The sequence below is a fragment of the Alteromonas sp. KC3 genome, from assembly GCF_016756315.1.
GTDB lineage: Bacteria > Pseudomonadota > Gammaproteobacteria > Enterobacterales > Alteromonadaceae > Alteromonas.
Genome location: NZ_AP024235.1, coordinates 1,596,007 through 1,609,966, shown reverse-complemented (window position 1 = coordinate 1,609,966; position 13,960 = coordinate 1,596,007). Strand labels below are relative to the sequence as shown.

General features: G+C 43.5%; 9 protein-coding genes. 3 read left to right on the top strand and 6 right to left on the bottom strand.

What is annotated here, in order from left to right; translation table 11 throughout:
- Positions 1-73: 73 nt before the first annotated feature.
- From carB to dapB, 3 genes are all read right to left on the bottom strand, one after another.
- Positions 74-3,295 (bottom strand): carbamoyl-phosphate synthase large subunit, encoded by a 3,222-nt coding sequence (carB, locus tag JN178_RS07195; RefSeq protein ID WP_202264841.1) that lies wholly within the window; start codon positions 3,293-3,295, stop codon positions 74-76.
- A 13-nt stretch (positions 3,296-3,308) separates the two neighbouring features.
- Positions 3,309-4,439, bottom strand: a complete 1,131-nt coding sequence (gene carA, locus JN178_RS07190; protein WP_202264829.1) for a glutamine-hydrolyzing carbamoyl-phosphate synthase small subunit — start codon at positions 4,437-4,439, stop codon at positions 3,309-3,311.
- A 352-nt stretch (positions 4,440-4,791) separates the two neighbouring features.
- Positions 4,792-5,595 carry a 4-hydroxy-tetrahydrodipicolinate reductase gene (gene dapB / locus JN178_RS07185; protein WP_202265964.1) on the bottom strand — a complete coding sequence of 268 codons (804 nt, stop codon included), beginning with the start codon at positions 5,593-5,595 and terminating at the stop codon, positions 4,792-4,794.
- Positions 5,596-5,821: 226 nt separating this feature from the next.
- On the opposite strand from dapB, the gene JN178_RS07180 reads away from it, so the two are divergent.
- Entirely contained in the window at positions 5,822-6,508 is a 687-nt protein-coding gene (locus JN178_RS07180) for a cytochrome b/b6 domain-containing protein (RefSeq protein ID WP_202264819.1), read from the top strand.
- Between the two features lie 4 nt (positions 6,509-6,512).
- On the opposite strand, the gene JN178_RS07175 is transcribed toward JN178_RS07180, so the two are convergent.
- Together JN178_RS07175 and JN178_RS07170 are read right to left on the bottom strand one after the other, a co-directional pair.
- A complete protein-coding gene (locus tag JN178_RS07175) occupies positions 6,513-8,411 on the bottom strand; it encodes a propionyl-CoA synthetase (protein WP_202264817.1) in 1,899 nt (632 codons plus the stop codon).
- Positions 8,412-8,620: 209 nt separating this feature from the next.
- The gene (locus JN178_RS07170) at positions 8,621-11,200 is read right to left on the bottom strand and encodes an EAL domain-containing protein (RefSeq protein ID WP_202264815.1); all 2,580 of its coding nucleotides are present in this window, start codon (positions 11,198-11,200) and stop codon (positions 8,621-8,623) included.
- A 474-nt stretch (positions 11,201-11,674) separates the two neighbouring features.
- On the opposite strand from JN178_RS07170, the gene JN178_RS07165 reads away from it, so the two are divergent.
- Positions 11,675-12,397, top strand: a complete 723-nt coding sequence (locus tag JN178_RS07165) for a hypothetical protein (protein ID WP_202264813.1) — start codon at positions 11,675-11,677, stop codon at positions 12,395-12,397.
- A gap of 175 nt (positions 12,398-12,572) precedes the next feature.
- Here JN178_RS07165 and JN178_RS07160 read toward each other — a convergent pair whose 3' ends face one another.
- Positions 12,573-13,112, bottom strand: coding sequence for a dihydrofolate reductase family protein (locus JN178_RS07160; protein WP_202264811.1), 540 nt, complete (start codon positions 13,110-13,112; stop codon positions 12,573-12,575).
- 91 nt (positions 13,113-13,203) lie between these two features.
- Here JN178_RS07160 and JN178_RS07155 point away from each other — a divergent pair, with 91 nt between their 5' ends.
- Positions 13,204-13,770, top strand: coding sequence for a TetR/AcrR family transcriptional regulator (locus JN178_RS07155; RefSeq protein ID WP_202264809.1), 567 nt, complete (start codon positions 13,204-13,206; stop codon positions 13,768-13,770).
- Positions 13,771-13,960: the final 190 nt, after the last annotated feature.

The window sequence follows — 13,960 nt, the reverse complement described above, 5'->3', positions numbered from 1 at the left end:
CGCATAGGCGCACTTTTTATTCATTCACACAAATGTAATACAACTAGGATACCTCGTATCCTAGCGTATGTCATTAGTGTTTGATTCTAGCGTGTAGTTCTTGAACCGAAGCTACTTTATTGCGGTCATCAGCCGACTTCGCACGAATAGTCGCAAATGCGGCATTCATGGTCGTTGTGTAGGTCACTTTATTAAGTAACGCTTCACGACGAATGTAAACCGAGTCAGTGATGGCTTGGCGGCCTTCAGTTGTGTTAATCAAATAGGCGTATTCACCGTTTTTGATTGCATCAACAATGTTTGGACGACCTTCAGACATTTTGTTCACAACTGTGCTCATGATGCCTGCATCATACAGCGTAGTTGCAGTACCGCGTGTCGCTTCAATTTTGAAGCCAGCATCTACAAGTGCTTTTGCCAGTTCAATCATACGAGGTTTGTCGTTATCACGAACCGAGATAAGTGCTTTACCCTCTTTCGGAAGCGGAGCACCGGCGCCTAGGTTTGCTTTAGCGTAAGCTTCTTCAAACGTATCGCCTACACCCATTACCTCACCCGTAGAGCGCATTTCTGGGCCTAGTAGTGGGTCTACACCTTGGAACTTAGCAAACGGAAGTACCACTTCTTTCACAGAGTAGAAAGGAGGAATGACTTCTTCAGTTACACCCTGCTCTGCCAGGCTAACACCTGCCATTGCACGTGCAGCCACTTTCGCAAGTGGAATACCAGTGGCTTTAGACACAAACGGAACTGTACGCGCTGCACGCGGGTTAACCTCGATTAGGTACACTTCACCGTCTTTAATGGCGAACTGTGTATTCATCAACCCTACTACGCCAAGTTCAAGCGCCATGGCTTTCACTTGCTCGCGCATTACGTCCTGAATCTCTTTAGACAGTGAGTGCGGAGGCAGTGAACATGCAGAGTCACCAGAGTGAACACCCGCTTGTTCGATGTGCTCCATAATTCCGCCGATAACCACTTCTTTACCGTCGCAAATAGCGTCGATATCAACTTCAATGGCGTCGTCTAGGAAACGGTCAAGCAATACAGGGGCGTCGTTAGACACTTTTACCGCTTCGTTTAAGTAGCGCTTCAGGTCTTTAATGTCGTATACGATTTCCATCGCGCGACCACCTAGTACGTAACTTGGGCGAACAACTAGCGGGAAGCCAATTTCTTCAGCCATCGCTAGGGCTTGCTCAACATTAGTTACCGTCGCATTTGCTGGTTGCTTAAGGTTAAGCTTGTTCACCATTTGCTGGAAACGCTCACGGTCTTCAGCGCGGTCGATAGCTTCCGGTGAAGTACCTATAATTGGTACGCCAGCCGCTTCAAGTGCACGTGCTAGTTTTAGTGGTGTTTGACCACCGTACTGCACGATAACGCCTTTCGGATTTTCTTTCGCGACAATCTCAAGCACATCTTCAAGGGTTACGGGCTCGAAGTATAGGCGATCTGACGTGTCGTAGTCGGTTGAAACCGTCTCAGGGTTACAGTTAACCATGATAGTCTCGTAGCCGTCTTCACGCATAGATAGCGCAGCGTGAACACAGCAATAATCGAACTCGATACCCTGACCGATACGGTTTGGACCACCGCCCAACACCATAATTTTGTCATTGTCTGTTGGCGCTGCTTCACACTCTTCGTCATACGTTGAGTACATGTAAGCCGTACTGGTAGAAAACTCTGCTGCACAGGTATCTACACGCTTATATACTGGTGAAATGCCAAAGCCACGGCGCGTTTCACGTACATCGCTTTCTGCTACTTTGGTAAGTTCAGCAAGACGCGCGTCAGAGAAGCCTTTACGCTTAAGCGAACGCATTAGGTCTGCATCAATGCCAGGTAAACCAAGTTTGGCCACTTTAGCTTCAAGAAGAATTAGGTCTTCAAGCTGCACTAAGTACCAACGGTCGATGTTGGTAAGGTTGAATACTTCATCAACTGTCATACCCATCCGGAACGCATCGCCAATATACCAAATACGCTCTGCGCCAGGCTGGCGTAGTTCGTAAATAACCTTGTTGCGCGACTCTGGGTCATCTAGGTCAACCATTGGGTTAAGACCCGTTGCGCCTACTTCTAGGCCGCGAAGAGCTTTTTGCAGCGACTCTTGCTGGTTACGACCAATTGCCATAACCTCACCTACCGACTTCATTTGGGTCGTAAGACGGTCGTTTGCACCAGCGAACTTCTCAAAGTTAAAGCGTGGGATCTTAGTGACAACGTAGTCAATTGAAGGCTCGAACGATGCTGGAGTTAGACCACCAGTGATATCGTTCGCGAGCTCATCAAGTGTGTAGCCGATTGCTAGTTTTGCTGCCACTTTTGCAATTGGGAAACCCGTTGCTTTAGACGCAAGTGCTGATGAACGCGATACACGCGGGTTCATCTCGATGATAACCATACGACCTGTTTTAGGGTCTACACCAAACTGTACGTTTGAACCACCGGTTTCAACACCAATTTCACGTAGTACGGCCATGGCTGCATTACGCATGATTTGGAATTCTTTGTCGGTTAGCGTCTGTGCTGGTGCCACAGTGATAGAGTCACCGGTGTGTACACCCATAGGGTCAAAGTTTTCGATAGTACATACAATAATGCAGTTGTCTGCTTTATCGCGTACTACTTCCATTTCGTACTCTTTCCAGCCTAGTAACGACTCATCAATAAGCAGTTCGCTAGTAGGTGAAAGGTCAAGGCCACGGTGGCAAATTTCATTGAATTCATCAATGTTATAAGCAATACCGCCACCGGTTCCGCCCATAGTGAATGACGGGCGAATAATACAAGGGAAACCAATGCGGCTTAGAACATCGTGGGCTTCGTCCATGCTGTGCGCAATTTCTGCACGCGGACATTCAAGGCCGATGTTTTTCATCGCTTGGTCAAAACGCTCGCGGTTTTCCGCTTTATCGATAGCATCTGCCGTCGCACCGATAAGCTCACAACCGAATTCTTCCAAAACACCATGTTTGTCTAAGTCTAACGCACAGTTAAGTGCCGTTTGACCACCCATAGTTGGAAGGATCGCGTCTGGACGTTCTTTTTCAATAATCTTGCGCACTACTTCCCAGTGAATTGGCTCGATGTACGTTGCATCTGCCATTTCTGGGTCGGTCATAATGGTGGCTGGGTTAGAGTTCACCAAAATAACACGGTAGCCTTCTTCGCGAAGGGCTTTACACGCTTGCGCGCCTGAATAGTCAAATTCACAAGCCTGGCCGATAACAATAGGGCCAGCACCAATGATAAGAATACTTTTTATGTCGGTACGTTTTGGCATAGCGGGCTAATTCCTACTGCTTGTGTTGTTCAATGAGTTCAATGAAGTGGTCAAATAACGGTGCCGCTTCATGTGGACCTGGGCTGGCTTCAGGGTGACCTTGGAAGCTAAACGCAGGCTTGTCGGTGCGGTGAATACCTTGCAACGACTTGTCGAACAACGAAATGTGAGTTACTTCTAGGTTATCTGGCAAGCTAGACTCATCAACAGCGAAACCGTGGTTTTGGCTGGTGATCATAACTACATTACGCTTGAGGTCTTTAACCGGGTGGTTTGCACCATGGTGACCGAATTTCATTTTCACTGTTGTTGCACCACTTGCTAGGGCAAGTAACTGGTGACCAAGACAGATTCCAAAAACAGGAATGCCAGTCTCAACAATGGTTTTAATAGCCGTAATCGCGTAATCACAAGGCTCAGGGTCGCCCGGGCCATTTGACAAGAATACGCCATCTGGATTCATGGCTAACACATCTTCGGCAGGCGTTTGTGCAGGTACCAAGGTTACTTTGCAACCACGGTCAGCAAGCATGCGAAGAATGTTGTTTTTAACACCAAAATCGTAAGCTACAACGTAGTATTTTGTTTCACTTGGCGTGACATAACCTTTACCAAGTTCCCAGCTGCCTTCAGTCCATGTTTTTGGCTCAGTAATGCTTACTACTTTTGCCAAATCCATGCCTTTAAGGCCAGGGAAAGCTTTTGCTTGCGCTAATGCGCTAGACTCGTCTAATTCATCAGTACAAATGATGCAGCCATTTTGTGCACCTTTGTCTCGCAAGATACGCGTTAAACGGCGTGTATCTATATCAGCAATACCCACAACGCCTTTCGCTTTTAGGTATTCAGACAATGTTTGCTGTTGACGAAAGTTACTAGCAACAAGAGGTAGGTCACGAATGATAAGACCTTTTGACCAGATTTTATCTGCTTCAACGTCTTCGTCGTTAGTGCCGGTGTTGCCAATGTGTGGATAAGTAAGGGTGATGATTTGTTCAGCGTAGGATGGGTCGGTGAGAATTTCTTGATAGCCAGTCATGGAAGTATTAAAAACGACTTCCCCGACGGCGGAGCCTGTAGCGCCTATCGCCGTACCTTTAAAAACAGAACCATCCTCTAACACCAAAAGGGCAGAATTAGCCAAGTCAACCTCCAGATTAAGGATAACTATGTGTTTGTGCAGTTTTTTGCACAAACCCCACAAAAAACGGGAGTTATTGATAACAATACATCCCGTTTTACGATCTTTGCAGCTAATAAAACCGCACTCTTCAGCCATTTTCACAGCTTCAGAATACGAAATTCTGGCAAATTCCGGCGAGTATACATCACTCATCGAAAATGGCAAATTTATTTGTAATAATTTATCAAAATAACGCTTTTATCACCTTTTTTGCTCAGAACCATCGAAAGTACGGCTTATTGCTCATTAATAGTGCAACTTTAGGTTAACTTATTCGACAACTACTCATTACAAGCGTTATCAGCTAGAGGAGTTACACCTTTAAATTAAGTACATCCACCATGGAGTATAGACCAGGTTCCTTGCCATACAACCATTGCGCAGCATGAACAGCACCTTTCGCAAAAGTTAATCGACTTGAAGCCTTGTGCGTTATTTCTAATCGCTCACCAATGTCGGCAAAAAGCGCAGTATGCTCACCTACAATGTCCCCTGCCCTGACAGTTGCAAAGCCGATTGTCCCTTGATCGCGCTCTGGCTCTTTTCCTTCTCTACCGTATACCGCACACGTCTTTAGGTCTCTTCCTAACTCATCTGCAATAGCTTCACCAATTGCCATTGCCGTACCCGAAGGTGCGTCTTGCTTAAATCTGTGATGGGCTTCGGTAATCTCGATGTCGGCCGTATTACCTAGTACGCTTGCGGCTTGACGAACCAATGACAACATAAGATTGACGCCAACACTGTAATTAGCAGCAAACACAATGGGAATGTGCTTGGCTGCATCTTTTAACGCGGCTAACTGCTCATCGTTTAGGCCAGTTGTGCCTATCACTACAGGCATCTTATGTTTCACACACCACGCTAAATTATTTTCGATAATCGATGGAAGCGTGAAATCAATCATTACATCGGCGTCATCTCCTGACAGCAATGAAACCGCAGTGCAATCTACCTCTTTTTTACCAATTCCTGCGAGTTCACCCACATTCATGCCAACCCAAGGCGAGTCATCTCTTACCGTAGCGACACTAAGTTCTGCGTTGTCACTTAAGTCAAGTGCCTCTATCAGCACGCGTCCCATACGCCCATTGGCGCCAAATAATCCTACTTTCATCATTATGCTTACACTTATTCATTACCTTCAAACTTGCTGGCATTGTGCCAAATACCGAGGCTAATGCAATGTGATTATGGTATTAGATATATTAATGCCGATGGTACGGGTTGGTTTGTTTGCCCGCAAGCCAACCATAAAGCAAAAAGCTACCCTTTAAACCAGTTTAATAGCCGCATATTTTAGGTAAGATGGTAGTTTATTTATCGGGATCGAAGAACTTTATATGGAAAAAGTGCTTATTTGGGATTTGCCCACACGTGCATTTCACTGGTTGTTAGTAGTAAGTCTTATTGCGCAGTATGTGACGGCCGAATGGCTCGATAATGCCATTCAGTGGCATTTTTATATTGGTTATTTCACGCTATTTCTTATTACGTTTAGGGTGATGTGGGGAATAGTTGGAACTGAACACGCCAGGTTTGCCAGTTTCGTGAAAGGGCCTCGCGCGGTTTGGCGCTACGCAAAAACACTTTTTGATAAAGACTCACCAGAATCTCTCGGTCATAACCCGCTTGGTGGCTGGTTTGTTATTGTTATGTTGCTGCTAGTGGCGGTTCAAGCCATTTCAGGGTTGTATATGACCGACGATGTATTTCTCGACGGTCCCTACCGCCAGTTAGCTGATGAAGAGACGTTAGCAATAATGAGCACAATACATCACTTAGCCTTTGATGCATTGCTTTACGTTATTGGTCTGCACATCGCAGCCGTTGTGTTTTACACAATCTACAAAAAGCAAAAACTTGTACCGCCCATGATAGATGGTGCCAAAGAAACACGAGACCTCGGCATTTTTCATTCCCGTATGCGTTTGGCATTGGTTGTTGCCATAGTCGCCGCAGCAATCGTCTATGTTGCTATAGAGGTGTACCCACCAACACCAGGTGCAGGTGAGTACTATTATTACTAACTATTTATTCGGCGTTTAATACCAAACCTTTCTCTTTCATAAGCGAGGTTATTTCGCTAACGCTGGCAGGGTCGTCAATGGTAGACGGTACAGTTACCGACTCATTGGCGGCTATTTGTCTAAGTAGTTTGCGCAAAATTTTACCTGAGCGCGTTTTGGGTAATCGATTGACGACAATGGCTCTTTTGAAGCTAGCAACGGGTCCAATGGTCTCTCTTACACGAGTAATCAGTTCTTTTTCTAACTCCGCTTCATCAATATTGACACCATCTTTGAGCAATACGAGTCCCACCGGCATTTGTCCTTTAAGTGCATCATGGATCCCAATAACACTGCATTCTGCCACGGCAGGGTGCGCTGCAAGGACTTCTTCCATTTCTCCCGTTGATAGGCGATGACCTGCCACGTTTATGACATCGTCGGTACGCCCCATGATAAAGACAAAACCGTCTTCATCAATATAACCGTTGTCACCTGTACTGTAGTAGCCCTCAAATTCTCGCAGGTAACCATCGACAAACCTCTCATGATCCTGCCAAATTGTCATCATGCAGCCAGGCGGTAGTGGTAATTGAATTGCGATAGCACCTTTTTCTCCCCTCGCCTGCTCTTGGGTAGCACTTTGCAGTACTTTTACATTAAAACCAGGAGTGGGAACACTCGAAGAGCCCGGTTTAGTTTGCATGGCTTCAATTCCCATGGGATTTGAGCAAATTGGCCAGCCTGTTTCGGTTTGCCACCAGTGATCAATAACAGGAACGCCCACTTTCTCATGGGCCCAATAATAAGTAGGAGGATCGAGCCGTTCGCCAGCCATGAACAGCGTACGTAAACTTGAAATGTCGTATTGTTCAATGAAAGATGCTTCGGGATCTTCTTTTCGAATTGCGCGAAAAGCGGTAGGGGCAGCAAATAAGACATTGATGCGGTGAGCTTCCACCATCCGCCAAAATGCCCCAGCATCGGGTGTACCCACTGGCTTGCCTTCATACATAACCGTGGTCGCACCTTTAATTAGTGGCCCATAAACAATATAAGAATGGCCCACAACCCAACCCACATCAGATGCAGCCCAGAACACATCATTTTGGTTAATGCCGTAAATGGCCTCCATAGAATAGTTCAGGGCTACCGCGTGCCCACCATTGTCGCGTACTACCCCTTTGGGCTTTCCGGTTGTACCTGAAGTGTAGAGCACGTAAAGCGGATCAGTTGAATCAAGTTCAGTGGCCGCTACAGCGTCGCTTGTAGACATAAGATAATCCCAATCGTGGTCGTATCCCGTATCGAGTTTAGCTTTGTGCTGAGGGCGCTGAAAAAGAATGCATCCATTTGGCTTATGTGTCGCTAACTGAATTGCTTCATCAACAAGTGGTTTATAAGGCAGTAATTTCTTGCCTTCAATACCACAAGAAGCCGTAACAATAAGTTTTGGCGTAGCATCATCAATTCGAACAGCCAGTTCATTTGATGCGAATCCACCAAATACAACTGAGTGAATGGCCCCTATTCGGGCACAGGCCAGCATTGCAATTGCCGCTTGTGGGATCATAGGCATATAAATAATAACTCTATCTCCCTTGCCCACATTGAGCCTTGTTAAGGCCCCCGCAAATGTTGCCACCTCATTTAAGAGCGCTTCGTAGGTATAATGTGCAACTGTGTTTGTCACTGGCGAGTCGTAGATAAGCGCGGTCTTGTCACCGCGCCCTTCCTTAACGTGATGATCGAGTGCCAGATAGCTGGTATTAAGCTTGCCGCCCTTAAACCAATCAAAATAGCCATTTGAAGACGATGTGCAGCCTTTTTGTGGTTTGCTGAACCACGCTAGCGCATCAGACTTTTCTAACCAGAAGTCATCAGATGAATTGGTAGAGGCAAGGTATTCATTTTTATAGTTCATAACCATATCCATTGTAGGGTTTACTAAAACACTACAACGGATCGTTCAATACTGCTTATAAGACTTCAGGCTTATAGTCGACAAACCATTGAAAAAAATGAAAATTAATTGATTACTTTTACAAAAACAGTCGTTAAAAACACTTCGCTAATACTGCACTTCATTTGTCTTAAGAAAACGTGATTCACACTAGCCGCGCAATGAAAGGGTCATTGTGGTGTTGAGAACTGAAACTTATCTTTCCACTGTGAAACGCCCATGGGCTTATCAAGAAAGTAGCCTTGAAACGCGATGCAGCCACATTGTTTTGCATGGCTAAGTTGTTCTTCATTCTCTACACCTGACGCCACTACGTTTAGGCGCAAAGATCGTGCGAGATAACAAAAGTGCTTTACTGCCAACCGATCAGATGTAGAGCTTGCCAAATTAGCTATAAACTTTTTGTGTACTTTAATTTCTGTTAGCGGCAACGTCTGCAGTATATTGAAGTTAGCATTTGCGGTACCGAAATCGTCGATGGAAACAAGAAAGCCTAAATTGACTAATTCATATACTCTGGCTTGTATGGTGTTAACGTTGTCAACCAACGCACTTTCTCTTAGCTCTAAAGAGAGTAACTTACGAGGCAATTTCCATTTATCAACGATTGCAATGAACTTACAAATGAAGTCCCCCCGCGCTAGATGTCGCGCGCTTAAGTTGAGCGATAGTAGCGTAGGGGCGCCATTCTCAATACACTCACTGAGTAGTTCACATGCCGCATTACACACCCATAAATCGAGGTCGGCGATGTAGTCGCACTCTTCGGCAATAGTAATGAAGTCTTGTGGGAACATCACGCCTAATTGAGGATGTTTCCACCTCACCAACACTTCTGACTTAGTAAGCTTTTGATCGTCATTGTATTGCGGTTGAAGTTCAATAAAAAATTCGCCTTGTGCCAGTGCGCGGTTAAAGGAATGCTTTATGTAGTTGTGGCGCTCAACGTCAAGGTTGTTAACACGACAATATTCAGCTGAAATAACAGAATCCTTGAGGGGAAGATAGCGTCTATCTGGTCTGTCGCACAACAAATCAAACAACTTTCTACTGGATAGATGTCGGTATAACAAAGTGCAACTTGATAATTGGGCATGTACTTTCAATAGGTCATTGTGCATATTGACTGGCAGCAAAACATGTTCCTGCAAGAGCATATAGGCTGTATCAATTGCACTTGTTGCCTCTTCTTCTGAGTGAAAAAATGCCTTTATAAACAGATAAAATGTGCTGCCTTCGGCCTTACATAACAGATAATCTTGACTCGGATTATTTTCAAAAACGCGATGGAGACGCTGTGCAAATACCCGCAGTATGTATCCCACGGTTGGCTGTCCGTATGCGCGCTCATATTCTTCGGTATTTTTCACTGACACCCGTAAGCAGGCACAATGAGACTTAAGTTGTTCAGATGAAGGGTTTAATTCATTAATATAGTGAGTAAGTAAATGGGTGTTTTGTAAACCCGTTACACTTTCTCTAAACGCTAACTCTTTTAAATGCTCCAATTGGTGAATGTGAGTCGTAGCGTCGCTAATGGTTGCTATTGAAATATTCTGGTTATGAATAGTGTTTTGGACCACTCGTATCTCACACGCTATTCGCCGACCACTTTTATGACGTATTGCCTCAATTGAACCGCAGTTTGGCAAACATTGTTGCTCGTCTGTGGCATTCGCAAGAAGTATTGAGCGTTGTTGTGCATCTTTGCGATAAGTGATCAGCAACCTCACATCTTGCCCAATCAAATCCTCAGGCTTGAACCCGAGCATGGTATCTACGCGATTGTTTACAGACAAAATTGTGCCGGATTTATCAAAACTCATCACTACGACCTGAGCATTATTCAAAAGCGTAGCCATATATTCTGTAAAGTTCTGCTGAGATTCAGACAACCTCTGAACATCAGAGTCGTCTTGAATTGCGCCATACAGACGTGAAACTCTTCCTCGTTGTGCTCTTTCAGTTGAGTACTGCAAATGCGTAGTAAGCTTAACACTTTTGCGCTGACCTTTTGCATTAACAAAATCGAAGTAATGCACAAACGATTTATCTCGCCTAATCGCTTTGTGTAATAGTTTGCGCAACTGCTGACGCGTATCACTATCAAAAAAGTCGAATGCACGTCTTATGTTAATTTTCGACAAATGCTCTAGTCCTAACAACTCCTTAGTCACTGAAGTGGCCGTTAACACGCCAGAGAGTCGGTCTACCTCCCACGCCCCCACTTTAGACAGTGTACTAACTTCTTCTAATAAATTAATCTGGGTTTCCAAACGCTCAGAGTAAGGATGTTGCGACAATTGATAATGAAGGCCTATTTCAACTTTTTGTCGAGCAATATCGACGTAATCTTGCTGTTGTGCGGTAAGAAATGGCGTTTTGAAGAAAGAAAGTAACACACCTACAACTTCATTTTGAAGGTTGCTAATTGATGCGATGGCGATAAAGCCATCTGAGAATTGCTGTAGCGCCGACGGTAGTGCAAAATCGCATGCGGAGATTGGCGCACTGAGTGTGGTCATTGATACCATTAAACTGACATGCATTGGACATTTAATAACATCGCCTTCTAAAAAAGCATATTCGCTGTCTGTTTCAATGATAGTTGCATTTCCGTTATGTGGGTTGATAGACGCAAACAATACACAACGCGCGTCGGCTCGCTGCTTAGTATTATCAAGAAGCTTGTTGAACTGTTGTGGTGAACGTTGAATGTTCATCAACATGCGTTTACTGCGTAAATCCATCTATGCCAACCTTTCGAATACTTGCTTGTGTTGTAGCAAAACATTCGGCGTAGTACAGCATCCGGAAAAAAGACACTTGCGGGCTAAAGGCTACAAGCGAATAGGAAAAGAAACGCCATCGAATACATTAAAACATTACTGAAAAACTGTTCGATATTCCAGCAATAATGAAAACAATATTCATTTCACTTAATAAATAAAAGAGTAAACGTGCGGACGTTGAGAGACGCAGTAATCACTACAGCATTGTACGAACGCTAGAAGACTAATATAGGAATTTGAGTAAAGTGAGTCAGGCTAATGTGTAGTGGCTCATATCTAATCTGACACTTTGATTTAAAGGTCTCGACTTGCCCTGACAGTCGGCATTAGACAATGAGCGGACATTAAAAATAACCAACCTCGACGCATTTTAAATCATGGGTTAGGATGCCCTTAATACTCACCAGCATTTACTAAATAAGGAGTATAAAAGTGAAATGGGGGTTTCTGGTAGGTCAAAAGCTGCTTGCTCAAGTTGGATCTAAACCAATTACTGGTTACAAATATCTGAAGTCTTCAGATTTAAAGTTTTGGCTAAATGATGAAACTATAAAAATTGATACTTTGTCCACTTACGCAGGCATTGAATCAATCGGCGGTGTCGGCGACCCACAGGAATTAACTTATAAGGAAACAACTTCTTTCTATGTTCAAGATGAGCATGGCGGGAGTATGCTCGAAGCTAATTTGAAAGCTCTGATTGGAGAGGATGCTTTTAAGAGCAATTGCTTCTTTGCTTCTAATGCAATTACTTTACCTAATAAGTACGTATATTGTTTGTCTTCAAAATTCGATAAAGAAACCTTTCGTCGTTGGCGACAGAAAGAGGATTATGACTGCTCCATTAGAATAAAGGATCTTTCTCGTTTTTTACTAGAAATACAGAAAGCTGATCTAACTGGAGAAAAAAGATTAGGCTGTCCCGCATACCTCGATTTAGTAGACTATGTCAAAACTCCAATAGACCTAGAATCATACTACATAGCCGATGAAAACAAATTGGGTATGATCAAGGATATTGACGAATTTGAATGGCAGTCAGAGATAAGAGTGCGATGGCATCTTACACCTGCAAATGGTTCATCCGCTTACTTCTTAAGAGTGCCGAACTTATCCACCCTTATCGAAGTCATGGATATTCCCAGTCATTGGTGATTGAAACAGCTCTAGCTGTAGCGCTTAGACGCATTGTCTTTTGTGCGCAGGGCGAGACCTAGCGGCAAGCACTGGCCGACAACAAAAGACAAGGAACAGACGGTCAAAGTTTGATATTTATAGTTCTAATTTGTGCCAATAGCAGTCCTTTATATTGGCACAGTTATTAAACTAATTATAAACCAGAGTAACGTTCAAAATGATTCTGGCATACACCATTTGAGTACCTTTCAGATTTTGTACATCTAAATTCTAATGCACAATCTAATTCACCGAAAAGTCGAATTCCACCACCCAGTATTATCGGAATTGTTGTAATTATTAGCTCATCAACCAAGTCTTCTTTTAGAAAACTCTGAATAGTTAAACCACCGTCTATATATAAATTGTTGTATCCTTTTTCCTTTAACTCTTTATTGATACTTTTTATGTCGCCTTTAACTAAAAGTGCTTTTCCCTCTAGTTTATCTGGTACTTTCTTCAATGATCTACTTAGAATGTAAACAGGTTTGGTGTAAGGCCATTCAATATCCATACTTGCAACCAATTCCATCGTGTTGCGACCCATAACTAAAGCATCGACACTTTCCATATGAGCCTGATAACCCATATCGATATTATCTGGATTAGGAATAGCCTCTAGCCAATCAATTTCATTATTTTTTCCCGCGATGTAGCCATCTAAGCTTGTAGCTATAAATACTTTATTGGACATAGTCACTCCTATTAATTTGGCTTTATTCTACAGTGTAGAATATTGTAGTATAATTCTACACTGTAGAAAAGGAAAGTATATAGATTTTAAGATGAAGCATTCCGAAGCCAAAAGAGGTCGCCCTCCCAAAGAAAAAAACAACCTTAATGCCGAGCTAATAATAAATAAGGCTAAATGTATGATGGCTGACTCAGGAAAAGTTCCTAGTATGAGAGCCATTTCGAAAGAACTGAATGTAGATCCTATGGCCTTATATTACTACTTTAACAATAAGAACATTTTAATGGAGGGTGTCGCTAGTTCCCTAATGTCTGAAATATATGTACCTAACGGAAAATCAGATTGGAAGCAGGAACTAAAAGAGCTTTCAAAAAGCTATTTAGCAATTCTTCAAAAATATGATGGTTTATTAACGACTCTTCTATCTATGTCTTCTAATAGCCCTGCTGATGTATTTATTCGTAGGTTTGGTTTAATTGTTAATTCATTAAAGTTAACAAACGATCAAGAAAAAGCTTTTCTTGATCTATTAGTTGACTATCTTCATGGTTTTTCAGTGGCACTAGCTTGTGATTCAACTGGTGAGTTGACGCTAGACTATGCAGATAACTCTTTAGACTTTTTATTCAAAGGAGTACAGGAACGTGCTTCAAATTAGAGTGAATACGTCCGCTTTTCGCTCATTGTTGCCGTTCAGTTGTCAACGCATCAACGGCGGCTTTACGTACACAAGAGACTGTCAGATTTGCGCTAGCTCTATCTCTGAAAGTGTCAGGTTAAGTGACGACTAATCCAGCTAATGAGCAAAAAAGGCGCCTTAGTTATTTTTCGTAAGCCGCCTTTTATAA

Bases quoted from the DNA above. Each gene is read 5' to 3' on its own strand.
- carB (WP_202264841.1), bottom strand. From the start codon at position 3,295: ATGCCAAAACGTACCGACATAAAAAGTATTCTTATCATTGGTGCTGGC.
- dapB (WP_202265964.1), bottom strand. From the start codon at position 5,595: ATGAAAGTAGGATTATTTGGCGCCAATGGGCGTATGGGACGCGTGCTG.
- JN178_RS07180 (WP_202264819.1), top strand. From the start codon at position 5,822: ATGGAAAAAGTGCTTATTTGGGATTTGCCCACACGTGCATTTCACTGG.
- JN178_RS07175 (WP_202264817.1), bottom strand. From the start codon at position 8,411: ATGAACTATAAAAATGAATACCTTGCCTCTACCAATTCATCTGATGAC.
- JN178_RS07170 (WP_202264815.1), bottom strand. From the start codon at position 11,200: ATGGATTTACGCAGTAAACGCATGTTGATGAACATTCAACGTTCACCA.
- JN178_RS07160 (WP_202264811.1), bottom strand. From the start codon at position 13,112: ATGTCCAATAAAGTATTTATAGCTACAAGCTTAGATGGCTACATCGCG.
- JN178_RS07155 (WP_202264809.1), top strand. From the start codon at position 13,204: ATGAAGCATTCCGAAGCCAAAAGAGGTCGCCCTCCCAAAGAAAAAAAC.